Here is a 23,514-nt window from a genome sequence, read left to right as displayed (position 1 = left end):
TCACCTCCCTCAAATGCTGTAAAAAGATGACTGAAAATGATTGCCAAAATTCCCTTATTCATCATACAAACTTGTGAATGCTTTTGACAAGTCCGAAGTCACGTGCTGCAGCAGGCTGACGACTCTTGAATAATTCATGCGCGTCGGCCCGATAATGGCGATTGATCCGATCTGTTTCGTATCAACTGTATAGGTGGCCGTGATTAAACTGCAGTTTTCCATTTCTTCGTAGTCGTTTTCTTTCCCGATTTTGATTGAAATCCCGGCTTTTGATGACTGAAACAGCTTCAGAACATCCTGCTCTTTTTCAATTAAAGATAAGAGCGAGCGGACCCTTTCAATATCATGGAACTCCGGCTGATTCAGCATGTTGATCTTTCCGCCGAAAAACAATTTCTCAACGTGGGCCGCCGGATGGAATGTGGAGCGGAGCGATTCAAGTATGCTGTCATAGTTGGCGATATGCTGCCTTAAATATGTGACAACCTCTTTGAAAATGCGCTCATTCAGTTCGTCCATCGGCACGCCCGCTAATCGATCGTTTAGTATATTGACCAGTTTTTCAATATCGGCCAAATCCACTTTAGCCGGGAAATTGATGGTGCGGTTTTCGACATGCCCCGTGTTCGTGACGAGGATGGCGACCGCCTTATCCGGCTGGATCGGAACGATTTGAATCTGTTTAAGATAGTTCTCGCTCAGCGTCGGCCCGAGGACAATCGATGTGTAGTTTGTCAGATCGGACAGGATTTGCGCTGATTTTTGGACTGTTTTTTCCAGCTCGAAGATTTTTTCTTTAAATATCGAGTGAATTAAATCCAGATCGGTTTTTGTCAGCTTGACGGGTGACAGCAAATGATCGACATAATACCTGTACCCTTTTTCCGACGGAATCCGTCCTGAGGATGAATGGGTTTTTTCAATAAAGCCCAATTCCTCCAAGTCAGCCATCTCGTTTCTGATCGTTGCAGAGCTGAATGTAATCTCGTCTTTTTTTGAAAGAGTTCTTGATCCTACAGGCTGCGCCGATTGTATAAAATCATTAATAATCACTTGCAGGATCAACAGCTGACGATTTGTTAACATCATCATCACCCCTGTTAGCACTCAAGGTCAGCGAGTGCTAATTCTATATCAAAAGTAACAAACCAAAAGAAAAATGTCAATTATAACTCACCCAAAAAAGCGCCAAAAACCTCATTTCCTAATAATTTGCCTTCATGCGTTAATGCAACCGATTCTTGCGTGTCACAGATCAGGCCTTTTTCGGTTAAATCTTTGAGAACATCGGGAAACAGTTCGTCGACCGAGCGTCCGAATTTATCGAGAAAAGCTTGCTTTTGTACGCCGGACATTTTTCTGAGACCGAGGAACATTTCTTCTTCAATCTGCTCCTCACGTGTCACCTCGTGCGTGTCACGGTAAGGCAGCCCCTTTTCTTCGATGAGCTGCATGTAATGTTTCACAGGCCCGGCGTTGACGGTGCGCGTGCCGCTGATATATCCGTGAGCGCCTGCGCCAAAACCGAAATACTCTTCATTGCTCCAATACGTCAGATTATGCTGGGACTCGTATCCGGGCTTTGCAAAGTTACTGATCTCGTATTGACGGATGCCCGCTTCACTCATCTGCCTCATGACCGTTTCATACATCTCGGCCTCTTGTTCTTGCGCGGGGAGATGCAGGCGGCCTTTTTGCATTAAATTATAAAACACCGTTTTCGGCTCTACGATCAGCGAGTAAACGGAATAGTGCTCCGCATCAAGAGACAAAGCCGTTTTGACGGAATTGTCAAGATCGGCCAGCGTCTGACCCGGCAGGCCGAACATTAAATCGAGACTGATGTTGTCGAAGCCGAGAGCTCTCGCACGTTCAAAGGAAGTGAATACGTCCTTTTGTTTATGCACTCTGCCGATTTTTTGTAAAAGCTCATCTTCAAAGGTTTGAACACCGAAGCTCAGCCGGTTGATACCGGCATTTTTCATGATTTTTAATTTTTCCGGGGATAAATCATCCGGATTCGCTTCCGCGGCAAATTCTATGAGTCCGTCAGAAGGCTTCAGCACGCGGTGAATGGAATCCATCAATTTTTCCAGTTGGACGGGTGAGAGCGATGTCGGCGTGCCTCCCCCGATAAAAATCGTGCGGAGATCAGGGCGTCCCGTCCGTTCTATTGTATTTATCATTTCCTTTTCGAGTGAGTTTAAGTACTCATCGACAGGCTGGCTCTGAATAAAATATTTATTGAAATCGCAATAGTGGCAGATATGCTCACAAAACGGAATATGAATATAAGCTGATTTCATTTTGAAACACCTTCTTCTTTACAGAAAGAAGCCGCAGCGCGGGGCTGCGGCGGCTTCCGTTATTTTTTCGGGCTGTCATCCATTTTAAGAACGGCCATAAACGCTTCCTGCGGCACTTCTACTGAGCCGACCTGCTTCATCCGGCGTTTTCCTTCTTTTTGTTTTTCAAGAAGCTTCCGTTTCCGTGAGATGTCTCCTCCGTAACATTTAGCCAATACGTTTTTACGCATCGCTTTAATGGTAGAGCGGGCCACGATTTTCTGGCCGATCGCCGCTTGAATCGGTACTTCAAAGTGCTGGCGCGAAATGAGCTCTTTTAGTTTTTCTACAATTACCTTTCCGCGTTCGTACGCGTAATCGCGATGCACGATAAATGAAAGGGCGTCGATTTTTTCTCCGTTCAGCATAATGTCCATCTTGACAAGTTTAGACGGTTTGTAGCCGATCAGCTCGTAATCAAAGGACGCGTAGCCTTTTGTGCTTGATTTCAGCTGATCAAAAAATTCATATACGATTTCCGCTAATGGCATGTCATAGACAATGCTGACACGATTTGCGTCTAAATATTGCATGTCGATAAAATTGCCGCGTTTTCCTTGGCAAAGCTCCATCACCGCACCGACATAATCGTTCGGCACCATCATTGTCGCTTTTACATACGGCTCCTCGATTCTTTCGATCTTTTGTGGGTCAGGCATGTTGGACGGATTGTCAACAACAACCTTTTCGCCGTCTGTCATATACACATCATAGATAACACTCGGTGCCGTTGTGATCAGGTCGATTTTAAACTCACGCTCAATCCGCTCCTGAATGATTTCCATGTGAAGCATACCTAAAAATCCGCAGCGGAAACCGAATCCGAGCGCTTGGGATGTCTCTGCTTCATATTGAAGCGATGAGTCATTCAGTTCAAGCTTCTCAAGAGCTTCCCTTAAATCATTGTATTTGGCCGTATCGATCGGATACAAACCGCAATACACCATCGGGTTCAGCTTGCGATACCCAGGCAATGCTTCGGCAGCCTGATTGGCCGCGCTTGTTATCGTGTCACCGACGCGTGTGTCACCGACATTTTTGATCGCAGCAGTTAAAAAGCCTACATCGCCGACAGTCAGTTCATCTGTCGGAGTTGCTTTCGGCGTGAACACACCGACTTCTGTCACTTCAAACTCTTTTCCGGTTGCCATCATTTTAATTTTCTGGCCCGGTTTGACCGTTCCTTCTACGACTCTGATATACGCGACGACTCCGCGGTACGCGTCATAAAGCGAGTCAAAGATGAGCGCTTTCAGCGGAGCTTCCGGATCTCCCGCGGGAGCCGGCACTTTTTCTACGATCTGTTCTAAAATGTCTTCGATGCCGATGCCCGCTTTCGCTGAAGCGAGGACGGCGTCTGAAGCGTCAAGGCCGATAACGTCCTCAACCTCTTGACGCACACGTTCTGGCTCTGCGCTCGGGAGATCGATTTTATTAATGACAGGAAGAATCTCAAGATCATTATCAAGCGCCAGATAGACGTTCGCCAATGTCTGCGCTTCTATTCCCTGAGCCGCATCAACAACGAGAATCGCGCCTTCACAGGCAGCCAGGCTTCGCGATACTTCATATGTAAAGTCGACGTGTCCGGGCGTGTCGATGAGATGAAATATATATTCTTCTCCGTCTTTTGCTTTGTATTTCAGCTGAACGGAATTTAATTTGATGGTAATTCCCCGTTCGCGTTCAAGGTCCATTGAATCAAGCAATTGTTCTTTCATTTCCCGCTGGGTGATCGCCGATGTTTTTTCTAAAATCCGATCCGCCAAGGTCGATTTGCCGTGGTCTATGTGGGCGATGATGGAGAAATTCCGGATTCTTGACTGCCTCTCTAAACGCTTTTCTTTATCTGTCACAATCTATCACTCCTACTATTAAACGCAAAATACACTAGCTTAGATTATATCAATAGGATTGTAAACATTCAATTAAAACAAGAAAGAGAAAAGCTTCCTTTAAGGAATCATCCGCTTTTCTCTTCATCAATGCTAACGGTTCAGTTTCGAAACCCACTCATACATCGCCTGCGCCGAGTCCGTCACGGTATTTGAAAGGGTTTCTCCGGCTTTTGAAAACAGGTTGAAGGTTTCCGCCTGTTCCAGCTGTTTTTGTTTTTCTTCCAGATCTTTCGCCGTAACGGTTTGCCCCAAAATGGAAGCTTCTTTTTCCTGTCCTTCTCCGCCGCCGAGCGTGAATGCTCCTTTTAAGGAAGGGTCTTTGTATCCTTTCATATCAAGCATTCCGCTGTTTGCCTGCTGCATACCGAACAATACGCCGAAAAACATGACAATGGCGATCAGCAGGCATTTGCCGGTAAAACGGATCATTCGAATCACCTGATTTCTATTGTTTTTTCTTCTCTCCTGATTGCGAGCTGACCTTTTCTGCATCCCAGTACAGTTCGCTGAACACATCGGCCACGGCATCTGATGCGCGCCTCAGTTCTTCAAGATTGTTATCCACGCCCCCGAATTCCAGCAGAAGCGACCGGTCGTTTAAATCTTGGTTGTATACTCCATTATCTCCCGGAGAGCCTTTTGATAAAACACCGACGCTTAAGCCGGGGTATTTCTTCTCCATGAGCTTATGAAGTTCACTTGCGAGTTTATAGTTTTCTTCAAAATTAGCGCTTTTTTTGCCGACGACGATGGCGACTCTGGCATAGCTTTTTCCTTTGATGTCGGCTGTCGTATTTTTCTTGCGGCGGGAATCCCGGTGAATGTCTATGGTATATTGCAGGTTTTTATTTTTGGCGAGCGCGCTTTTTACGACCGGCCTTGATTCGTCGTAGCTTCGCGCATAATTTAAACCGTCTTTGTTCAGGCGGGCCTGAATGTCGGTTTTATCTACGGTCGCTCCTACACCTTGCGCTTCAAGCGCTTTTCCGAACATATCTCCGACAAGCGTGACATTGGCCTTCGAATGGCGGGCGTTATCCGGATTTGTTTCCCCCTTTAACAGAGGAAGATAGGATTCGGTATTATGAGTGTGGTAAATAAAAACGACTTTTTTGCTGCCTGTTGAATGTTTCGGCGGCGCCGTTTCTTCTTTTTTCGTTTTGTTTTCGATTTCTGCCAGGTTCACTTCTTTTTCTTTTTCCATCACCTTTGACGGCGGCGGAGATTCAGCCGGCATATTCGTATAATCCGTCCCCTGCCCCGCCAGAAGGATCTCCGTATCATATTGGGCAAATCCCGGCAGCTCACGTCCCAAGAAACTCCGCGGGTCTTCCATATTAATGCTTGTCGCCAGTTTTAAGGACAGCCGGGACAGCTGAAAAGAGTCTTTTTCAGGAAGCTCTGAGGCGAAATAATGATTTTCCATGCCGAGGAGGTGTGCAAACGCGTCACCCGGAAGTTCTCCGGCAATTCCGTGAAGAGAATCCGAAGAAAGCCTCAGTTCAGGGCGAAGCGATGTGAGCACACCCGATAATACAAAAATAACGATAAGGCTTGTCATAAACAAAAACATGCCCTTGAGCGCATTTCCACCGTTTACTGCAACGACAATTTGACGGTTTCTGCGTTTTTTTCTCATGATTTGAATCCCTCCAGCGCTTGTCTAGTAATTACTCTATGAACAAGCTAGAGGAGGTAGAACCATTTTAATGATTATAAGAACCTTTGTTATCTTGTGACACTTTTTCATGAAGGGCGGTGTTTAACCCGTTTGCAAGTACGTTCGCCATATCATCAATAAAGGTGTCAATCTCCTTCGGCGTGACCATCAGATTATGGCCGAGCGGAGAAAGCACTTCGTGAATCAGCTGGCGTTTTTCGTTTTCGTCCAGCGTGCCGACAATACCGAGAAAGGATTGGCGTTCTTTTTCTCCCGGAAGGTCTTCGTCTGTCAGCACCTTCTTTTTGCCGAAGTTCATTCCGGCGGGCACCAGAGATCTTGACGGGCTGTCATCTTTCATCTCTCTTCCGAAATGTTTTAATATATAATCCACCGTATCGCTTGCGATCGTAACCGCATCAACGACAGTCGGTACCCCGATTGCGATGACGGGAATGCCGAGCGTTTCCTTGCTTAATTCTTTTCTCTTATTGCCGACGCCTGATCCCGGGTGAATGCCCGTATCAGAAAATTGGATGGTCGTGTTCACCCTTTCAACGGCTCTGGCCGCAAGAGCGTCTACCGCGATCACAAAATCCGGCTTTGATTCTTTGATCACACCTTGAATAATATCGCTCGTTTCAATTCCCGTTAATCCCATCACACCGGGAGCAAGCGCGCTGACCGGCCTGTACCCTTCCTGCACGTTTTCCGGCTGAAGCCTGAACAGATGCCTTGTCACAAGAAGGTTTTCGGTCACGAGAGGGCCGAGCGCATCCGGCGTCACATTCCAGTTGCCCAGACCGACGATCAAACAGCTTGCATCCTTTGGAATCTTTAATGCCGACAGATAGGCGGAAAATTCCTCGGCAAACACTTCCGTTACTTTTTCCTGCATGTCAGAGTCGTGTTCCCGAACCCCTTGAGCCTCGATCGTGACATAGCGTCCCTGCTTTTTCCCCGATAGCTCGGCGCCTTCTTTGGTAATATCGACGGTTCTGACTTTAATGCCGCCCTTGTCGCGTTCTTTTTCAATAAACCCGTTTATTTCTTTTTTCTGACCGGCTTGTCCGTCTTTTACCGCCTGTTTCGTTTCTACCGCTAAATCCGTCCGTATCAGAAATTGATTGACATCCAGTTCGTTGTTTTTCACAGGGAAGACCTCCTTCAATCATCGTGGTACATAGTGTGACCATTTACAAAACGAATCATGCGAATTTACCCATCAACGAAAAATACTTTACATTTATATTGCAATCTAAAGTTCTGTTTGATAGAATACAATTTGTTCTATTGTGAAGAAGATTTAACCTTAAGACACTGTGCTACAGGTTGTATCTTAGGAGGTGAAACACATGCCAAACATTAAATCAGCGATTAAACGTACAAAAACAAACAACGAACGCCGCGCTCATAACGCGACAATCAAATCTGCTATGCGTACTGCAATCAAACAAGTTGAAGCTTCTGTTGCTAACAACGAAGCGGATAAAGCGAAAACTGCTCTTTCTGAAGCAGCGAAACGCATTGATAAAGCAGTGAAAACAGGTCTTGTACACAAAAATGCCGCAGCTCGATACAAATCTAGACTTGCGAAACAAGTGAACGGACTTTCTGCATAATACAAAAACGATCCCTTTAACGGGGATCGTTTTTTTCATTCAGTCCGGAGAAGCTCAAGGAGAAAGAGCTCCAGCAAGAGCTGCTTGTCCTTTTTCCCCGTTTTCATTTCATAATCCATCACTGCGAGTCTTTCTATAATACGCCGCAGCTCTTCTTCGGAAAAAAGCCTCGCCTGATCCATCGCCAGTTTTACCCGGAAGGGGTGCACCTTTAAGTTGGAAGCGATTTGCTTTTGGCCGTATCCTTGTCCCGCAAAATACTTTGTCTGCATAATCAGACGGAATTGGTTGGCGATCAGCGCCATAATTTTGATCGGTTCTTCGTTTTGTTTTAAAAGATCATAAAATATTTGAAGACTTTCCGTCCGTTTTCGGTTCACGATTTTGTTGATCAGCTCAAAAATATTCTGCTCCAAACTTCTTGCGACGAGCTCCCGGACATCTTCGCGTGTGATCTCATATCTGTCACCGGTGTAGGCGGAGAGTTTTTGTATTTCCTGATATATGGAAGACAGATGGCCGTTTGCAAGCAGAACCAAATGCTCGGCAGCTTCTGTATCGATCATTTTATTTTCGGATTTCGCCAGATTAATCGTAAAATCAGTCGTCTCCTTTGCATTCAGCTCCTTAGCTTCAATCATAAGGGCTTTTTGCTTCAGCGCCTTCGTCAGCTTTTTCCGTTCGTCCAGTTTCTCATACGGAGCCACAATCACAAATACCGTGTAAGGCGCAGGCTCCTTCAGATAAGTCTCCAGAGCGGCTGTATTATGCTCTATTTTTTCTTTCTTTTTTTCCCCTGTTAAAAAAGACGGATTTTTTACGATGACCAGCCGCTTCTCTCCCATAAACGGAAACGTTTCCGCATCGGTTACGGCCTGGTCCAGCGGATCTTCTTCAAGATCAAAAACAGACAGGTTAAAATCCTTTGTCTCCTCATCAACGACAGCTTGTCTGATCCGGCTGACAGTTTCTTGGAGCAGATACGTTTCTTTTCCGTATAAACAATAAACGGAGCGGACATCCCCTTTTTTCAGGGCTTTCCAAACATCAAATACCATGATCGTATGACTTCCTCTCTTTCTTGATCCCCTTCTATCCTAAATTGAGTTTGGCAAATAGTAAAGAGGAAGCTTTAAGGACAGCTTCCTCATTTATAATAAACGCCTGATTCACAAGCTCCCGGGTCTGCTTGTAAAAAGGCGATAATCACAAGAACAGAAAACGTTACCATCACTTCTAGATTTTTCAAAACAATTCCAGTATACTTAGGGAAGTCAGGAGGGATGAAATTGAATGATTTTGAAAAAAACGTTCAAAGCAAACGAAATGATGCTGTTGACTCAGCTGTCGGTTTTGTCGTGTCCTTCGGATTTTTCGCCTTTTTGTTCGTGATGGCAACAGCCATCCATCTTATCGGCTCTTAGCCGCATTCCGGGCTGCTGTCAATCGGCAGTCTTTTTTACTTCTTGCGCCCTGGTTTCTTCTATATCATATGGAGGGAAGACGGAAAACGTTCCGGCGCCTTTTTTAAATCTGTATTGAATCGTTCCGCTGATATCGGTGCGAAGCACATTGACAGAGTACGCCTTCAAACGATCCAGCACTTCTTCATGCGGATGATGGTATCGATTCTCTTTTCCTGCTGAAATCAGCGCTGCTTCCGGCTGAAGCTGCTTCAAAAAGGCTTCACTCGTTGAGCTTTTGCTGCCGTGATGACCCGCCTTCAATATATCAGCCTTCAGATTCGGATACGTTTTCAGCACTTCCGTTTCGCCGTCCGATTCTAAATCTCCCGTCAAAAGCCAGCTCACTCCGCCAAAAACCGTCCAAAGCACCAGTGACGAATCATTTTTACTCCTTCCGTCAGACGACTCCGGAGACAGCACCTGAAACTGAAGATCCCCGGCTGTAATGGTGTCGCCCCGCTTTGCTTCGGCAACGGGAATGTTGTTTTCTTTCGCCATATTTAATATGTTCTGATCTTTCGGTTCTTTTACGAATCCTACGGGGACAATTAACCGTTTGACTCTATGATTTTTGATTAACACTCCGGCTTCCCCGATGTGATCTTGATCCGCATGGGTTAAAATCAGCGCATCCAGCTTTTTCACCCCTTTTCCGTTTAAAAATGGAATCAAAACCTTCTCGCCGATAGAATATGGGTGGCGTTTTTCTTTCCATGATTCTCCGGGATAAGCAATCACTCCCCCTGTATCAACCATTACGGTCCCTTTGCGGTGCGGCGCGCTTATAAACAGTGAGTCTCCCTGCCCGATATCAAGCATATCCGCTTCTCCCCATGGACTGAAATACGGACGGCATATTAAATAAGCCAAAACCGCGCAGAAAAAAAGAGCCGATTTCCTGAGTTTTAAAAAACCTCCCTTTTCCAAAGCCGCAAAAAGCGTAAAAACGGAAACCGCAAGCAGAAGAAGGGAAACAAAGTCAGGCTTTGACACAATCATAGTAAATAAATCAACGGATGCCGCATATGTAATGAAATCATGCACAGGCTTCATCACAAGGTCAAACATACCAAACAAACATTCTCCCATCTGCCTTGAGAGTAAAAGAAGAAGGAAACCGATGACAGAAACCGGAATGACAAATAACGTATAAAAAGGCACCATCACCATATTCATCGGAAAACTGACAAGTGAAATCTGCTGAAAATGATAGAGAAGAAACGGAAGTGAGCTGAGCTCCGCAATGAATGAAGCCATCGCAAGGCCGGCAAGTCTGCTTTCCCCTGCTTTCTTTAAAATGGAGGATGACAGAATTAAAGAGGCGCTTACCGCAAAGGAAAGCTGGAAGCCCGCCTGCCAAAGGAAGTAAGGATTAAACAGCAGGAGCAGCAGATAAGACAGGGACAATGCAGCAGAGGAATGAATGCCGCGTTTAACAAGAGTTCCGGCGATATAAAATCCCAGCATGAGGGATGCGCGCAATACGGATGGGGCGGCACCGCTCAGCAGCGTATACACCGGCAAAAACAGCAGCAGCAAAATTCCCGCCTTTTCTCTTGTCAGCCCGATTCTGATCAGAGCATAAAATAATCCCGCCGTAATAAGACCGACATGCATTCCGGAAATCGCCATTAAATGAACGACTCCCAAATTTTGATATGCACTCAGTATATCGTCCTCTATAGAAAATCTTTCACCTAAGGTCAGCGCTTCAACAATTCCGGCGGAAGATTCAGGCACGTGATTCCGAATGATCGAAATCAAATTTTTTCTGATGTTCAGCAGTTTAAACAGCGGCTGTTTGGATTTTTCACACTGCTCAATGGAAGTCACGGAAAATAACCAGTGAATCTGCTGAGAGTAAAGATATTCCTTATAATCAAAACCTCCGGGAACCGTCGCATGTGCAGGCTGTTCCAGAGAGCCTGTAAACGTGCAGCGCATCCCCGGTTCAAGCTGTTCAATGAGTCTCTTTTCCTCAAGAGACCGGATTTTGTACGAAGCCGCCCACTTTTCCTTGTCATGTGTACGGATAACGGCTGACATTTTCGCTCCGTCAACCTTCGGAATATTAGTAATGACGGCCTGTTCAGTATAACTGCCGGCCTGATAGCGCGTTACATTCGCAGCGTCACAAACCGTATAAAGAAAGAAATAAACACAAAAAGAAACGAGGCAGACGATAACCGGAGCATACTGCTTTGTTTTTACAATAATAAAGAGAAGATACAGAAGAAAAAGGAGCAGAACCCAGAAGACATGAGCGGCGGCAATTCCCGCAGTTGCAGAAACCGCCGCCAGAGGCAGAAGAAGGTATTTATATTTCATTTATACGTAACTGGTAAACAGCTCATTGGCCTGTTCATGAATTTTTTTCAGTTCATCTGCCTTAACTCCCGCATCAGATAATTGCTGAATCAGACCTGCGACAAAAGACAATTTTTCGCGGTTTTTCAGATCGATGATCATTTCATCAAGTTCGACCTGCTCCACCTTGACTCCGGCTTGGCTGAACAGCTCTTTTGCATAAGGCTGTGTTTTGTAATCTTCGGCATAATAGACCGTTTTGATGCCTGCCTGGATAATTGATTTGCAGCATTGAATACAAGGATAATGCGTCACATAAATTTCGGCGCCCTCCGTCGGAACACCGAACTTAGAACATTGCAGAATCGCATTCATCTCTGCATGTATGGTCCTCTGGCAATGATTATCTATTAAAAGGCATCCTTCATCAGCGCAATGGACGCCGCCGGCGATTGAGCCGTTGTATCCGCCGGCAATCATCCGCTTATCTCTGACTACGGTTGCCCCGACTGACAGTCTCGGACATGTGCTTCTCAGCGCCAGCAAATGGCTTTGCGCCATAAAATATTGATTCCATGAGATTCGTTCCACAAGTGTTCCCTCCAAAAAGTCTTGTTGCTTTTCTAAGTTTACATAGATTTAAGCAGAACCGTCAATTCACTTTACCGTAATGGAAGTTTTTATCCGCTCAAATGACTTTTCTCCAAAGCCTGATACATTCATCAAATCTTCAGCAGTCTGAAACCGTCCGTTTTCTTCTCGGTAGGCGATAATCGCTTCCGCTTTTTTCTGCCCCACCCCGGAAATCGCCTGAAGTTCGTCCAGAGATGCCGTATTGATATTGACAGCTGCATTCTCCTTTTCACCCGCTGCTGTTTTCGGGCGATTCTCCTCTTCGCCTTCACTCGGAATATAAACAATCGTCCCGTCCTGCAGCTGCTCTGCTAAATTAACATTCAATTCATCCGCCTTTTTCTTCAGGCCGCCGGCTTTTTCAATGGCTTGCGTCACCCTGTCTCCCGCTTTCATTTCATACACGCCGGGATTTCGGACCGCACCTTTCACATCAATCATAATCTTATCGTCTGCGGTGTCTTTTTTGTCCGCGACGGATGCTGAGGCTGTTTGGCCGAGCACGGACTGCTGTTTGACCGGCTCTTCCTTTTCAGAACGAAACAGCCAAATACAGATAAAAACCGCCCCTGCCGCAAGACAAGCGCCCAGAATTTTCAGGTTCCGCCGCAGCCGCTCCGTCATCATCGCTTTCGTCATATTGCATTGCCTCCCCGCATAAGGTTTAGAGGATTAAGGGAAAAAGGAGGGGAATTCATTGAAAATAGGCTTTATCGGCACCGGAAACATGGGAACGATCCTGATTGAATCGTTTATCGAATCAAACGCTGCCGATCCCTCACATATCACCATCACAAACAGAACAATCGAAAAAGCATTAAAACTAAAAGAACGTTTCAGCGGCATCCATGTCACCGAGGATCAGGAAAAGCTCGTACAGGATAATGAAATAATATTCATTTGTGTAAAACCGCTGGATATATATCCTTTGCTGAAAAAACTCACACCGCATTTACGGAAAGATCACATTTTAATCTCCATTACCAGCCCCGTTCAGACGGATCAGATTGAACATACGGTTCCGTGTCAGACGGCCCGCGTCATTCCGAGCATTACGAACCGCGCCTTGGCCGGCGTCTCGCTTGTTACGTTCGGCAAAAGCTGTAGCGAGGCTGCAAAAGCGGATATTCAAACGCTGTTCACTCATATTTCAAAACCTGTGGAAATCAGCAGCGGCATTACAAGAGCGGCGTCAGACATTGTCAGCTGCGGGCCCGCTTTTATGAGTTATCTCGTTCAGCGCTTTATTGACGCGGCAGTGGAAGAAACGGACATCACCAAAGAAGAAGCCGTGATAATGTCGACGGAAATGCTTGTCGGTCTCGGAAAGCTTCTGGAAACAGGGCATTACACACTTCCCGCCTTGCAGGAAAAAGTATGCGTAAAAGGCGGCGTCACCGGAGAAGGACTGAAGGCTCTCGAAAGCGGTGTTCAGGATATGTTCAACCGTGTCTTTCAGCGTACACATAACAAATACGATGAAGATATATCGTTAGTGAAGAAGCAATTTCACGTGTAACTGAGTATGCCATAAAGTGCTTTATCGCGCCAATCGCAAAAAATGCATTTTAAAAACCATCGTTCCGTTTAAACGATGGTTTTTGGTTTGCCTGCCGTAAAGAAAAGACGTTCAGACTCTGTTGAAGGAGGCCGGTCTGTAAAATCGGCCGTCACTTTCTTCAGTTCAAATCCGGTCTCTGCAAGCATTTGTTCATATTCTTCAATGTAAAATGTTTTTTGCTCATGCGTCTCGTCATAACGGTCATAAGATTGTCCGTTCCATACAAAAAAGGACATATCATGGATGACAGAAAGCTCTTCATCGCCGGCAAAGCTTTGCCAGATATAGCTGATCTGCTCATCCTGATCCGCATGGGTGCTGTCCGGAAAAAGCTCCGTCATTTTAAATGGGGAATGGACGTCAAACAGAAGCAGGCCGCCCTCCTTCAAAACTTGAAAAACACTTTTGAAGGTGCTTAAGACATCATTTTTCGTTTTTAAGTAATTTAGGGAATCACAGCAGATGACAACGGCATCAAACTGTTCTTCAAAACCGGAAAGCTCTCTCATATCCTGTTGGAGAAAAAGAATCGGCTTTCCCGTTTTTTTCTGCTGGGCACAGCTCAGCATATCTTCACTCAAATCAATCCCCGTGACTTCGCAGCCTTTTTCAGCAAGCCTGATGGATATTTCTCCGGTTCCGCAGGCAAGATCAAGCACCCTTCCCTTTTCCGGAAGAGACGCTTCGATCCAGCCCGCCCATTCATCATACGGCGCATGTGACATTAACTCGTCATATACGCCGGCGAAGCCTTGGTAAATCATGAGTTCAAGCCGAGTTCAAGCTCTGCGAGCGGTGCGTCGCCCCATAGCTTTTCAAGATTGTAGTAGCTTCTTTCATCTTTATGGAAAACGTGGACAATGACGTCGCCGAGATCAACTAAAATCCAGCGGGCCTCATCAAACCCTTCCATCTTTTTGACATCAATGCCGTTTTCTTCTGCCTGATCTTTAATTTCACGCGCAATTGCCTGAACCTGCTTATCAGAATTCCCGTGGCAGATTAAAAAGTAATCCGCTATAAGTGAGATTCCTTCCATGTCCAGCGCTAAAATATCTTCTGCACGTTTATCGTCGCATGCTTTTGCCGCGATTTTTAATACGGAAGCTTGATTCATTCTTTAAATTCCTCCTGTCAATTTTGAGACACCAGCCAATTATAGGTTGCAAACGTCTCCGGAAAGACCGGCTGGTTTTTTTTCATCAGAAATATCATTGTATTTTTCATTGCTTGTATGAGCGCTTCGTTCAGATCTGTTTCCGCCAGACGGCGCACCTCTTCCACTCCGGGGAAATGGCGTCCGGGTTCAATGTAATCCGCAACGTAAATGACTTTGTCTAAAAGGGTCATTCCGGGACGCCCTGACGTGTGATAGCGGATTGCATCCAAGATCTCAGGATCAGTGATCCCCGCTTCTTTCTCAGCCAAATACGCTCCCACAGGGGCATGCCACAGCTCGGCATTGTAATCCAAGAGCTCAGCCGGCATTTTTTCCCGCACGATGATCTGCTTCATTTCTTCTTTCGGCCGGAATTTCGCATAATCATGAAAAATAGCCGCCATTTCCGCTTTTTTCGGGTCTGCTCCGAACCGGCCTGCGAGAATAACCGCCGTATCTGTTACGCCGATTGTGTGGATGTAGCGATGCTCGGTCAGCTGCTCTTTGACGCAGGCAAGTGCTTCCTCACGATTCATATAAATCATTCTCCTCTATATACTGCCTCACTTTATCCGGCATTAAGTATTGCGTCGGCTTTTTTGCTTTGAGACGTTCTCTCAGCATCGTTGACGAAACGTCAAATTCCGGAACGTCGGCAAAAAGCAGCGGGTACGGGGTCTCAATATGATACCCCGGGCGCCGCACTCCGATAAATTGAATGAGCGTGAGCAGTTCGTCCAGTTTGTACCATTTCGGCAGATATTCAATCATATCCGCCCCGATAATAAAGAAAAGCTTGTCGTTCGGGTGCCGCTCCTTCAGTAAACGGACGGTATCATAGGTATAAGAAGGGCCTTTCCGGTCCATTTCCGCAAGTTCAAGCTTAAAGCCGGAATTAGAGCTGATGGCAAGCTTCAGCATCTCCACCCGGTGCCGGCTGTCTGTAAAGTCTTCATTCTGCTTATGCGGAGGGATTTTATTGGGCATAAACCAAATCTCATCGAGCTCCGCCTGATGAAGGACTTCATTAGCCATCAGAAGATGTCCGTTGTGCGGAGGGTCAAATGTGCCCCCGAATATTCCGATTTTCTTCATGTCAACCACCTTACGGAAGCTCGATTTGTTTATTTTCCTTTGATTCCTTATACAGTACGATCGTATTTCCGATCGTCTGCACCAATTGTGAGCGGGTGCCTTTCACAAGGGCTTCTGCGACATCATTTTTATCGTCTTCGCAGTTTTGAAGCACGCTGACTTTAATCAGCTCTCTTGCTTCTAAAGCCTCGGCAATCTGTTTCACCATGTTTTCGTTGACTCCGCCTTTTCCCACTTGAAAAATAGGCGTTAAATGATGCGCTTTTGAACGCAAAAACCGTTTTTGTTTTCCTGTTAACATTGTGTTCCTCCTAGTTTTCCTTCAACAATTGCTCTCATTAAGCCGCTGTCAGGCTCTTGTCCCGTCCACAGCTTGAAAGACAGTGCGGCCTGTTCCACAAACATGCCGACACCGTCAAGGGTAGTTAAACCTCTTTTTTCAGCTTCTTTTAAGAACGCCGTTTGAATCGGGTTGTATACGATATCACAAACGATGGCGCCCGTTTTGGCCCGTTCCAATGAGAGCGGCACGGCATCCGTTTTCGGATACATGCCGACAGATGTTGTATGAATAATGACGTCATATTGTTCAAGCTGATTTTCAGCTTCTTTTAAAGTAAGGGCGCGTTTCTGCTGAAAAGAGGGAGCAGCCGCAATCAGATTTTCTGCTTTTTCCGGCGTGCGGTTGCAAACGTCAAATTGTTTCGGCTCTCCGCGGACGATCGTCGTAAAAATCGCTCTTGCCGCTCCTCCCGCCCCAATCATGAGGATGGAGAGCTCTGATATCGGTTTGTCCAATACTTTGACTAAGGATTTATAAAACCCATCTCCGTCAGTATTATACCCGATGAGCCTGTCTCCCTCTCTTTTGACGGTATTTACGGCCCCGAGTACTTTCGCGCTTTCATGTATTTCATCCAGATGCTCCATGATCGCGACTTTATGCGGGACTGTGACGTTCACTCCGCAGATGCCAAGCGCCTTGATTCCGTTAACGGCGTCCTTGAGATGATGAGGTTCCACCTGAAACGCAAAATACTGCCCGTTGATGTTCTTATCTTGCAAAGCCGCGTTATGAATATCGGGTGACATTGAATGTCCGATCGGATTTCCGATTACTCCGTACAATTGTTTCATGCTCCCTCTCCCCTTCTCTCTATATTAATGAACGGCGGACAAATACGTGTACGCCTTTCGGAGCGTATGCCGTTATTTTTTTATCTGCTTGCTGCACCGTGACCCAGCCGAGACCGGAAAAAACGATATCCGTCTTTCCTTCTTTAATCGAAAACGTATGGGGTGTAAGCTCCGGAAATTCATCCAAATGATCTTTTCCGGGCGGGGTAAGCAGTTCTCCCGCATGCTTTTCGTATAAGGCATCAGCATTTTCAAGCTTTGTTCTGTGAATCATCAATTCATTCGGCATATAGCAGACAAACGCCGTTTTATCGCCTGATACATAGTCAAACCGGGCAAGCCCGCCGAAATAAAGCGTTTGTTTTTCATTCAGCTGAAAAGTGCGCGGCTTCAGTTCTTTTTTCGGTGTCAGCACCTTTAAGTCACGCTTGTCCACGTAATGCGCCATCTGGTGATGGTTAATGATTCCCGGCGTATCATAAAGCGCAGATCCGTCATCGAGCGGGATTTCAATCGCGTCAAGTGTCGTGCCCGGAAATTGAGAGGTGGTAATAATATTCTCTTCCCCTGAGACCTCTTTAATAATCCGGTTGATAAATGTGGATTTGCCGACATTGGTACAGCCCACCACATACACATCGCGCCCTTCGCGGTAATGTTCAATGGCGTCAATGACTTCTTTCATCCCTTGTCCGCGGGAAGCGCTGATTAAAAAGACATCAAGGGGTTTTAAGCCGTATTCTTTCGCTTCGCGTTTCATCCATTGAACGAGCCGTTCCCGTTTTACGGATTTCGGCAGGATATCGGCCTTATTACCGACAAGAATGATCGGATTACCGCCGACAAAGCGGTTCAGCCCGTTTATCCAGCTTCCGTTAAAATCAAAAATATCAACGACTTTGACAATTAGAGAGTCAGTATCGCCGATTGTGTGCAAGATATTTAAAAAGTCATCATCCGTTAATGAAACATCTTGAATTTCATTGTAATTTTTCAGTCTGAAGCAGCGCTGGCAGATGACATTCTCTTTCGTGAGCGATGCCTTTGGCGCGTATCCGAGACCTTGTTTATCCTCGGTCTGGATCGTTACTCCGCAGCCGATGCAAACAACCTTTTCCATTTCTAATCCTCCCACTGAATATGGCCTTTACGTTTCAAAGAACTCAATATTCTCCGTTCAATCCGGCGGTTAAAGCGCGTCATGACTCCGTCAGAGGAAGCGACAGGCACGACGAGGATCGTATGATACCCGTTTCTGTTTCCGCCGAGAACATCAGTAAGCAGCTGATCGCCGATGACCACACAGTCTTCTTTTTTCAGATCCATGCTGCTGACGGCTCTTTTAAAGGCGCGCCCCATCGGTTTTCTTGCCTTATAAATAAACGGTATGCCAAGCGGCTCCGAGAATAATTTCACTCTTCGTTCATTATTATTGGAGACGATCGTGACTTTAATGCCGTGCTCCTTCATTTCTTCAAACCACTCGATTAATCGAGGTGTCGCACTCGGTCTGTCCCACTCCACAAGCGTGTTGTCAAGGTCTGTAATAATCCCTTTCACATTGCGTTCTTTGAGCTTTTCCGGTGTGATATGAAATATATTTTTCACAAATTCGTCAGGTAAAAAAAACTTTTTTAACAAAACCCGCACCCTTCCTTTTCTTTCTATCATCTATATGTCGAAACCTGTCAGATTTAAAAACAAAGTCGGACTCAGTAAAAAAATTTCGACAAAAATTGGGTTTCTTCACCAGTTGTGGATAAAATTACACACATTATCCACTCTTATTACATCCGGATTTATCCAGATTATAAACAAGATACTAACAAGTTATCCACTTACGAGTGTGGATAACAGAACGATTGTTCTTATTTGTATTTCATGGTAGATTAAAGATAACCTCACCATGATTGAAACGCAACCTTCCATCATATGCTTGCGTCTGATGATTGATTACAATTGTAAGGAGGTGCCACTCCCATTAATTGGGTCCCCGGCATGAGAAAGCTTTCTGATGAATTACTAATAGAATCTTATTTCAAAGCCAATGAAATGAATTTGAGCCGTGAATTTATCGAGTTAATTGAAAACGAAATCAAAAGAAGATCGCTCGGACACATTATTTCCGTTTCTTCTTAAACAGAAAAAAATTCCCGGGCGAATTTCCTTTTTTTACTCAGATGACTGATATTATATCACTTCGGTTATGCGCATTACTACCACTTTCAACAAAAAACACCCCTAAAATAGAGGTGTTTAAGAGGACGGCTGCTATATATTGAACCAATACAGACCGCCCAGGACGAGAATGACGACGAGCAGCACAACAAAAAATGCGTACCAGTACCCCGCATTCACCCGAGGAGGCGGGCATACAGGATATTGCGGAGGGAAACCGCGGTTCATAGCAATCGCCTCCAAAAAGATATTTTTTCTACAGCCTATGAAGCAGAAGCAAAACGGTTTAGGCAGCTGACGGCGTCAGCGTTCCAAAACCCGCCCATTTTTTATGCCTTCAATTAAGATTCTGGCGCCTTTTGGCGTCATATGATTTCCGGAGGGATCTATCAGTCCGGATTGGATCAGCGCCCGGTCTGTATCTTTGCCGCCGTCCGCGCGTATAAAGTGTTTCCAGTTATCCACCAGCGGCACTTTCAACTCAGCTGCAACCTGCCTCGTAACGCCGTTATAGGAATTATGCCATTTTCTCGCGCCGCCTTTTTCTTTAAAGGCTGAGGCTTTATATCTCGAATAGTAATAGAGATGATGCGTTCCGTTTCCTTCTATAACCGGGATGCACGTCATTAAAATCGGCTTTATGCCGTGATTTCTGCTTTCGTTTATGAAATAAGTCAGGTTTTCTTTAAACCGTTTCTTTGATACCCGCGGCTGATCGCCCGTCAAAATGCCCGCATCATTTGTTCCGAACATGATAAATAAATATTGGGGCTTACGGTCCAGCACGTCGCTTTGAAAGCGCAGGCGCGCATCCTCAGTCGTCTGACCGCCTATTCCCGCATTTATAACCGTAAGACGGCCGCGTTCCGCTGTTTTTAAAATGTTTACCCACTGCTGCGCCTTCGGATAATCACGATAATCCCAGTTGGAACCGCGCGTATTGCTGTCGCCGAACGCGACAACACTTTTTTCTTTGCCCGCGGCGCATCCTGATAACAGACAGATTATCGTAATAAAAAGAACAGCAAACTTCATTTTCTCTCCCCCCAAACCTTACCTCCTATGGTACACATCTCTTTGGCGGCTTTCAACGCGGCGCTCTCTTTACTGAATATGAAAAGGACCGGAATCCTGTCCGATCAAATCCGAAACCTTAACAAACGTGTAGCCCTGCTTTTTCAGCTTGGGAATGATTTCTTTCAAAGCCTCAACCGTCTGGCGCCGGTTTCCTCCGCCGTCATGCAGAAGAACGATATCTCCATCTCTGGCATGTGAAACAACGTGCCTGACGATTTTTCCTTTCCCGGGCCTTTTCCAGTCCCTCGGATCTTGGTTCCATGACCACATGATGATATGATAGCCCTCTTTTAAGATGCTTTTGAAAGCCGTATGATTCAGCGACCCTCCCGGCGGGCGGAATAACTTGTCCCCTTCCGGCTGCAGCGATGTGATATGATGCGCGGAGCTGTGAAGCTCTTGTAAAATGTCTTTGCGTTTCAGTCGGTGAAAATAAACATGGTTCATCGTATGGTTGCCGATTTCATGTCCTTCTTCAACGATGCGTTTTGCCGTTATGGGGTATTTGTCTATACGGCTCCCGACACAAAAAAAGGTTGCTTTAACATTGTGCTGTTTCAGCACGTCTAACACAGCCTCCGTATAGACAGGATGGGGGCCGTCATCGAAGGTTAAAGATAGTTTCTTTTTTTCAGACCTTATATCCCAGTACACGTTTCCCGTCTTCTCCATGTCACTTCTTTTTAAAGATTTCGCATCGGCGGACACGGCAGTGAGACTCGTGAGGACGCATATCATGATGATCAGATGAAAGCATCTCAACGTTTACACCTCCAGTAAACACTACTGTTAACGTGTCCCCTTTTATAAAAATCATTCTCTGCATCAAATGATGCACATCACCCGCTTCCCGCTTGTTTTTGTCCAAACCCGGGTGCCAGCCGTTTCTCATCAAACGGCAAATGCTGATAAATCAAATACGCTTATCGGACAGCTTATTTTAATAGAAGGAGATAGATTTGTGCTGTATACTAATTGACAAGAGGTGAACGTGCAGATGATAAAAAAGGGATTCAGTCTTGCCGTCATCATTGCTGTCGTGATGATCGGCTTTATGCAAAAAGACGTCTGGCTCAGCATGATTCGCGCGGGCGGCATGTACGCCGTGCTTATGAGTATCCTTCTGGTCGCAGCTGACGTATTTTTTCCGATTGTTCCATTCGCCATTATCGCGGCCTTAAACGGAGCGGTTTTCGGGATTGTAAACGGGGTGTGGATTACATTGTCAGGCGCGATGCTCGGAACAATGGCATTGTTTTTTCTCGTCCGGTACGGATTCAGAGACTGGGCCAGAAAAAAGCTGCTGGCTTACCCGGCAGCGGCCCAATATGAAGATTCATTTCATCAGCACGCGTTTACGGCGGTGCTTTTCGGGCGGCTGATTCCGATTATACCGTCGCTTGCCATGAATACCGTCTGCGGGCTGAGTAATATCCGATGGCCGATCTTTTTTTCTGCGTCGGTGCTCGGCAAAATTCCGAACATTGTGATCGTGACCGTCGCAGGCGCTTCATTTACAAGCAACAAACTGCTGTCTTTCGGGATTTACGGAATGTATATGCTCGTCTTAATGGCGGTCATTTATAAGAAGTTTCCCGGCCTTTTAAAAACAACGAAAAAATGAAGCGCGTACCGCCCCCTATTCCGGCGGTACGGCTCCTCTCATTCTGAGAACTTTTCCGTTACATTCTGAACCGATCACTTCCATGTTTTTCTTTCTGTAAAATGACAGAGCCGCTTCATTGCCCGGCGAAACTCTCAGGTGATATTCCGAAACACCGTTCGCTCTGAAAAACTGATTCGCGTATTGATACAGTTTTGTTCCGCACCCCCTTCCCCTCTGCTGCTCAGTCATATAGTAAAGGTGCATATAACCGGTTTTTTGGCTGCGGTAAAATTTGATGGAAGCTTCAAGCTGTCCGATCGGCTGCCCGTTATGAAGAAGCAGCTTAAAATTGTCGGGTGAGTATTTGATTTGGGATGACAGCCACCTGAGATATTCATCCTTATTAAAATGATCCGCCGTGCCAAAGCTGACGAAAAACGAATCCTCACGAAATGAAACGGCCGTCTCTTTATGTTTGTTTACATTGATCCGCTTGAAATACATCGGGAGTCCTCCTTTTTGAGGCCGCAAATAAGAACGAGCATAAAACGGCTGCCAACGCCAGCATAACAGCAGCCCCTGCGATGACGATGCCGCGGACGGAAGAACTGACAGCCGCCGCTCCGAAAACCGCCGTTACCACTATAATGAAGACGGCTTCGACTAATGAATAAAAGCTCCCCACTCTCCCCATGATGTCCACCGGAACATTCTTTTGATAAAACGTCAGAAAGCCTGTATTGGCAAACGCCAGAAAAAAAGCGAGAAGGAAAAATCCGAAAGCAGCCGTCCAAAAAACGTCAGAAAACGCATAAATCATATATCCGGCCGCTGTGAATAAAGAGCCCATTCCCATCAATAAAGAAGCCGGCATTTTTTTATTAAAGAACACATTGACAAGCGCCCCCGCAATAATGCCTGCCCCTGAGACACTGACGAGAAAACCGTAATCGGCATCAGTCAGCTGAAGAACCTCTTTTGCAAAAGCGGCTTCAAGCGAATCAAGCGCGGATGGCATAACGGTCATGACCAGACTGAATAAAAAATAAATGATCATGACGTTTCGCGCCGTGCGGCTGAAGCGATAGACGAGCTTCCAATCTTCTTTGTACACTGCCAAAGAAAGCTTCTGTGCGGGAGAATGTACGTGGGGCTCATTTTCAAGGTTCGGCAGCATCATCGTAATGAAACCGGACAGCACTAAAGCCGCCGCATTCACCCAAATCGCAAAAATCGGCGTGCCGGCGATAAAAAGCAGCCCGGCCGCAGCCGGCCCGAGGAGAAAAGCCCCTGATTCCGACAAAGCCCTTAGTGAATTGAATCGTTTTCTCCTTTCAGCCGGAATAAGCATCGTCACATACGCCATGGAACACGGACGAAACATCGCATTGGCCATTTGAATCAAAAAAACGATACAATAAATGGAAAATAAAGACCGTACAGTAAACATCAGCGGCAGAACGGCAATGAATGCAGCCCTGATGAAATCAAGCGACATCATCATATTTCGTTTGTTACACCGGTCGATGATGCTGCCCGCCCACCCATTTGTCATCAAAACAGCCGCAGGCCTGATTAAATAAAGGATGGAAACCGCAAAAGCAGACCCCGTTTCTTTTAAGACAATAAGATTAAGAGACAAAAAATAGATCCATTCACCAATATTTGCTATCCCGATTCCGGTTAACAGAAGCATCGGGTACCGCCAAGACTTCAGGTTTTTCATCTTATCCCTCCCTTAAAAATAAAAAACGCCCTCAAGACAATAAA

At 45.9% G+C, this 23,514-nt stretch carries 27 protein-coding genes and 2 pseudogenes; 5 read left to right on the top strand and 24 right to left on the bottom strand.

Going from position 1 to position 23,514, the window contains the following annotated elements; genetic code table 11:
- Positions 1-54: 54 nt before the first annotated feature.
- From hrcA to gpr, 6 genes are all read right to left on the bottom strand, one after another.
- A complete protein-coding gene (gene hrcA, locus SB24_RS16845; protein ID WP_003152889.1) occupies positions 55-1,086 on the bottom strand; it encodes a heat-inducible transcriptional repressor HrcA in 1,032 nt (343 codons plus the stop codon).
- Positions 1,087-1,166: 80 nt separating this feature from the next.
- Positions 1,167-2,306 carry a radical SAM family heme chaperone HemW gene (hemW, locus tag SB24_RS16840; protein WP_039254425.1) on the bottom strand — a complete coding sequence of 380 codons (1,140 nt, stop codon included), beginning with the start codon at positions 2,304-2,306 and terminating at the stop codon, positions 1,167-1,169.
- Between the two features lie 59 nt (positions 2,307-2,365).
- Positions 2,366-4,201, bottom strand: a complete 1,836-nt coding sequence (gene lepA / locus SB24_RS16835) for a translation elongation factor 4 (protein WP_039254423.1) — start codon at positions 4,199-4,201, stop codon at positions 2,366-2,368.
- 132 nt (positions 4,202-4,333) lie between these two features.
- The gene (locus tag SB24_RS16830) at positions 4,334-4,672 is read right to left on the bottom strand and encodes a YqxA family protein (RefSeq protein ID WP_007408270.1); all 339 of its coding nucleotides are present in this window, start codon (positions 4,670-4,672) and stop codon (positions 4,334-4,336) included.
- A 16-nt stretch (positions 4,673-4,688) separates the two neighbouring features.
- On the bottom strand, positions 4,689-5,882 hold the full coding sequence (gene spoIIP, locus SB24_RS16825; RefSeq protein WP_007612673.1) for a stage II sporulation protein P: 1,194 nt from the start codon (positions 5,880-5,882) through the stop codon (positions 4,689-4,691).
- Positions 5,883-5,949: 67 nt separating this feature from the next.
- The gene (gene gpr, locus SB24_RS16820) at positions 5,950-7,056 is read right to left on the bottom strand and encodes a GPR endopeptidase (RefSeq protein ID WP_007408268.1); all 1,107 of its coding nucleotides are present in this window, start codon (positions 7,054-7,056) and stop codon (positions 5,950-5,952) included.
- A 202-nt stretch (positions 7,057-7,258) separates the two neighbouring features.
- Between gpr and rpsT the strand changes: the two genes are divergently transcribed.
- Positions 7,259-7,525 carry a 30S ribosomal protein S20 gene (rpsT, locus tag SB24_RS16815; protein WP_003152876.1) on the top strand — a complete coding sequence of 89 codons (267 nt, stop codon included), beginning with the start codon at positions 7,259-7,261 and terminating at the stop codon, positions 7,523-7,525.
- 16 nt (positions 7,526-7,541) lie between these two features.
- Here the strand turns inward: rpsT and holA are convergent.
- A pseudogene (holA, locus tag SB24_RS16810) lies at positions 7,542-8,583 on the bottom strand (DNA polymerase III subunit delta).
- A 39-nt stretch (positions 8,584-8,622) separates the two neighbouring features.
- Positions 8,623-8,774, bottom strand: a pseudogene (locus SB24_RS20045) (hypothetical protein).
- 40 nt (positions 8,775-8,814) lie between these two features.
- Here SB24_RS20045 and SB24_RS19775 point away from each other — a divergent pair.
- Positions 8,815-8,949 (top strand): YqzM family protein, encoded by a 135-nt coding sequence (locus SB24_RS19775; protein ID WP_003152870.1) that lies wholly within the window; start codon positions 8,815-8,817, stop codon positions 8,947-8,949.
- A gap of 18 nt (positions 8,950-8,967) precedes the next feature.
- Here SB24_RS19775 and SB24_RS16800 read toward each other — a convergent pair whose 3' ends face one another.
- The 3 genes from SB24_RS16800 to SB24_RS16790 all read right to left on the bottom strand — a co-directional run bounded on the left by SB24_RS16800 (position 8,968) and on the right by SB24_RS16790 (position 12,570).
- Positions 8,968-11,319 (bottom strand): DNA internalization-related competence protein ComEC/Rec2, encoded by a 2,352-nt coding sequence (locus tag SB24_RS16800; protein ID WP_039254415.1) that lies wholly within the window; start codon positions 11,317-11,319, stop codon positions 8,968-8,970.
- Positions 11,320-11,889 (bottom strand): ComE operon protein 2, encoded by a 570-nt coding sequence (locus tag SB24_RS16795; RefSeq protein ID WP_003152868.1) that lies wholly within the window; start codon positions 11,887-11,889, stop codon positions 11,320-11,322.
- 66 nt (positions 11,890-11,955) lie between these two features.
- Positions 11,956-12,570 (bottom strand): helix-hairpin-helix domain-containing protein, encoded by a 615-nt coding sequence (locus tag SB24_RS16790; protein ID WP_015240245.1) that lies wholly within the window; start codon positions 12,568-12,570, stop codon positions 11,956-11,958.
- A gap of 58 nt (positions 12,571-12,628) precedes the next feature.
- Here SB24_RS16790 and comER point away from each other — a divergent pair, with 58 nt between their 5' ends.
- Positions 12,629-13,450, top strand: a complete 822-nt coding sequence (comER, locus tag SB24_RS16785; RefSeq protein ID WP_039254409.1) for a late competence protein ComER — start codon at positions 12,629-12,631, stop codon at positions 13,448-13,450.
- 68 nt (positions 13,451-13,518) lie between these two features.
- Here comER and SB24_RS16780 read toward each other — a convergent pair whose 3' ends face one another.
- The 8 genes from SB24_RS16780 to SB24_RS16745 are packed head-to-tail and all read right to left on the bottom strand — an operon-like array spanning position 13,519 to position 18,524.
- Positions 13,519-14,256 (bottom strand): class I SAM-dependent DNA methyltransferase, encoded by a 738-nt coding sequence (locus SB24_RS16780; RefSeq protein WP_015417856.1) that lies wholly within the window; start codon positions 14,254-14,256, stop codon positions 13,519-13,521.
- A complete protein-coding gene (gene rsfS / locus SB24_RS16775; RefSeq protein ID WP_007408260.1) occupies positions 14,253-14,609 on the bottom strand; it encodes a ribosome silencing factor in 357 nt (118 codons plus the stop codon). Before rsfS ends, SB24_RS16780 begins: the two co-directional genes overlap by 4 nt.
- A gap of 17 nt (positions 14,610-14,626) precedes the next feature.
- Positions 14,627-15,187, bottom strand: a complete 561-nt coding sequence (gene yqeK / locus SB24_RS16770) for a bis(5'-nucleosyl)-tetraphosphatase (symmetrical) YqeK (RefSeq protein WP_014418422.1) — start codon at positions 15,185-15,187, stop codon at positions 14,627-14,629.
- Positions 15,177-15,746: a nicotinate-nucleotide adenylyltransferase gene (locus tag SB24_RS16765; RefSeq protein ID WP_007408258.1), complete on the bottom strand. Its 570-nt coding sequence runs from the start codon at positions 15,744-15,746 to the stop codon at positions 15,177-15,179. Before SB24_RS16765 ends, yqeK begins: the two co-directional genes overlap by 11 nt.
- A 10-nt stretch (positions 15,747-15,756) precedes the next feature.
- The gene (gene yhbY / locus SB24_RS16760) at positions 15,757-16,047 is read right to left on the bottom strand and encodes a ribosome assembly RNA-binding protein YhbY (protein WP_007408257.1); all 291 of its coding nucleotides are present in this window, start codon (positions 16,045-16,047) and stop codon (positions 15,757-15,759) included.
- Positions 16,041-16,883 carry a shikimate dehydrogenase gene (gene aroE / locus SB24_RS16755; RefSeq protein WP_039254404.1) on the bottom strand — a complete coding sequence of 281 codons (843 nt, stop codon included), beginning with the start codon at positions 16,881-16,883 and terminating at the stop codon, positions 16,041-16,043. The genes yhbY and aroE overlap by 7 nt, the downstream gene beginning before the upstream one ends.
- Before the next feature lie 19 nt (positions 16,884-16,902).
- Entirely contained in the window at positions 16,903-18,003 is a 1,101-nt protein-coding gene (gene yqeH / locus SB24_RS16750) for a ribosome biogenesis GTPase YqeH (protein ID WP_033574151.1), read from the bottom strand.
- Positions 18,004-18,005: 2 nt separating this feature from the next.
- The gene (locus SB24_RS16745; protein ID WP_007408254.1) at positions 18,006-18,524 is read right to left on the bottom strand and encodes a YqeG family HAD IIIA-type phosphatase; all 519 of its coding nucleotides are present in this window, start codon (positions 18,522-18,524) and stop codon (positions 18,006-18,008) included.
- Between the two features lie 357 nt (positions 18,525-18,881).
- On the opposite strand from SB24_RS16745, the gene SB24_RS16740 reads away from it, so the two are divergent.
- Entirely contained in the window at positions 18,882-19,022 is a 141-nt protein-coding gene (locus SB24_RS16740; RefSeq protein WP_003152850.1) for a sporulation histidine kinase inhibitor Sda, read from the top strand.
- Positions 19,023-19,154: 132 nt separating this feature from the next.
- Here the strand turns inward: SB24_RS16740 and SB24_RS20545 are convergent, their stop codons facing one another.
- From SB24_RS20545 to SB24_RS16730, 3 genes are all read right to left on the bottom strand, one after another.
- The gene (locus tag SB24_RS20545) at positions 19,155-19,289 is read right to left on the bottom strand and encodes a hypothetical protein (RefSeq protein WP_003152848.1); all 135 of its coding nucleotides are present in this window, start codon (positions 19,287-19,289) and stop codon (positions 19,155-19,157) included.
- A 75-nt stretch (positions 19,290-19,364) separates the two neighbouring features.
- Positions 19,365-20,096, bottom strand: coding sequence for an SGNH/GDSL hydrolase family protein (locus SB24_RS16735; RefSeq protein ID WP_007408253.1), 732 nt, complete (start codon positions 20,094-20,096; stop codon positions 19,365-19,367).
- A gap of 69 nt (positions 20,097-20,165) precedes the next feature.
- Positions 20,166-20,900, bottom strand: coding sequence for a polysaccharide deacetylase family protein (locus tag SB24_RS16730; RefSeq protein ID WP_007612700.1), 735 nt, complete (start codon positions 20,898-20,900; stop codon positions 20,166-20,168).
- A 235-nt stretch (positions 20,901-21,135) separates the two neighbouring features.
- Here SB24_RS16730 and SB24_RS16725 point away from each other — a divergent pair, with 235 nt between their 5' ends.
- Complete coding sequence (locus SB24_RS16725) at positions 21,136-21,762, top strand: TVP38/TMEM64 family protein (protein WP_012118035.1); 627 nt, start codon at positions 21,136-21,138, stop codon at positions 21,760-21,762.
- A 15-nt stretch (positions 21,763-21,777) separates the two neighbouring features.
- Here SB24_RS16725 and SB24_RS16720 read toward each other — a convergent pair whose 3' ends face one another.
- Positions 21,778-22,248, bottom strand: coding sequence for a GNAT family N-acetyltransferase (locus SB24_RS16720; protein ID WP_015417861.1), 471 nt, complete (start codon positions 22,246-22,248; stop codon positions 21,778-21,780).
- On the bottom strand, positions 22,214-23,470 hold the full coding sequence (locus SB24_RS16715; protein ID WP_033574152.1) for an MFS transporter: 1,257 nt from the start codon (positions 23,468-23,470) through the stop codon (positions 22,214-22,216). The genes SB24_RS16720 and SB24_RS16715 overlap by 35 nt, the downstream gene beginning before the upstream one ends.
- Between the last annotated feature and the right edge of the window lie 44 nt (positions 23,471-23,514).

Source organism: Bacillus sp. Pc3, assembly GCF_000815145.1.
Taxonomy (GTDB): Bacteria; Bacillota; Bacilli; order Bacillales; family Bacillaceae; genus Bacillus; species Bacillus velezensis.
Note: the sequence above shows the minus strand (reverse complement) of the source record. Positions and strands in the feature narration are given on the sequence as shown.

What these genes read in the sequence shown, in the direction of transcription:
- SB24_RS20545 (WP_003152848.1), bottom strand. Translation starts at nt 19,289, where the DNA reads ATGAACCGCGGTTTCCCTCCGCAATATCCTGTATGCCCGCCTCCTCGG.
- SB24_RS16735 (WP_007408253.1), bottom strand. Translation starts at nt 20,096, where the DNA reads ATGAAGTTTGCTGTTCTTTTTATTACGATAATCTGTCTGTTATCAGGA.
- SB24_RS16720 (WP_015417861.1), bottom strand. Translation starts at nt 22,248, where the DNA reads ATGTATTTCAAGCGGATCAATGTAAACAAACATAAAGAGACGGCCGTT.
- hemW (WP_039254425.1), bottom strand. Translation starts at nt 2,306, where the DNA reads ATGAAATCAGCTTATATTCATATTCCGTTTTGTGAGCATATCTGCCAC.
- SB24_RS16790 (WP_015240245.1), bottom strand. Translation starts at nt 12,570, where the DNA reads ATGACGAAAGCGATGATGACGGAGCGGCTGCGGCGGAACCTGAAAATT.
- yqeH (WP_033574151.1), bottom strand. Translation starts at nt 18,003, where the DNA reads ATGGAAAAGGTTGTTTGCATCGGCTGCGGAGTAACGATCCAGACCGAG.
- spoIIP (WP_007612673.1), bottom strand. Translation starts at nt 5,882, where the DNA reads ATGAGAAAAAAACGCAGAAACCGTCAAATTGTCGTTGCAGTAAACGGT.
- SB24_RS16830 (WP_007408270.1), bottom strand. Translation starts at nt 4,672, where the DNA reads ATGATCCGTTTTACCGGCAAATGCCTGCTGATCGCCATTGTCATGTTT.
- SB24_RS16740 (WP_003152850.1), top strand. Translation starts at nt 18,882, where the DNA reads ATGAGAAAGCTTTCTGATGAATTACTAATAGAATCTTATTTCAAAGCC.
- hrcA (WP_003152889.1), bottom strand. Translation starts at nt 1,086, where the DNA reads ATGTTAACAAATCGTCAGCTGTTGATCCTGCAAGTGATTATTAATGAT.
- SB24_RS16765 (WP_007408258.1), bottom strand. Translation starts at nt 15,746, where the DNA reads ATGAAGAAAATCGGAATATTCGGGGGCACATTTGACCCTCCGCACAAC.
- rpsT (WP_003152876.1), top strand. Translation starts at nt 7,259, where the DNA reads ATGCCAAACATTAAATCAGCGATTAAACGTACAAAAACAAACAACGAA.
- SB24_RS16725 (WP_012118035.1), top strand. Translation starts at nt 21,136, where the DNA reads ATGATAAAAAAGGGATTCAGTCTTGCCGTCATCATTGCTGTCGTGATG.
- SB24_RS16780 (WP_015417856.1), bottom strand. Translation starts at nt 14,256, where the DNA reads ATGATTTACCAAGGCTTCGCCGGCGTATATGACGAGTTAATGTCACAT.
- yhbY (WP_007408257.1), bottom strand. Translation starts at nt 16,047, where the DNA reads ATGTTAACAGGAAAACAAAAACGGTTTTTGCGTTCAAAAGCGCATCAT.
- yqeK (WP_014418422.1), bottom strand. Translation starts at nt 15,187, where the DNA reads ATGAATCGTGAGGAAGCACTTGCCTGCGTCAAAGAGCAGCTGACCGAG.
- SB24_RS16800 (WP_039254415.1), bottom strand. Translation starts at nt 11,319, where the DNA reads ATGAAATATAAATACCTTCTTCTGCCTCTGGCGGCGGTTTCTGCAACT.
- aroE (WP_039254404.1), bottom strand. Translation starts at nt 16,883, where the DNA reads ATGAAACAATTGTACGGAGTAATCGGAAATCCGATCGGACATTCAATG.
- rsfS (WP_007408260.1), bottom strand. Translation starts at nt 14,609, where the DNA reads ATGAATCAAGCTTCCGTATTAAAAATCGCGGCAAAAGCATGCGACGAT.
- SB24_RS16715 (WP_033574152.1), bottom strand. Translation starts at nt 23,470, where the DNA reads ATGAAAAACCTGAAGTCTTGGCGGTACCCGATGCTTCTGTTAACCGGA.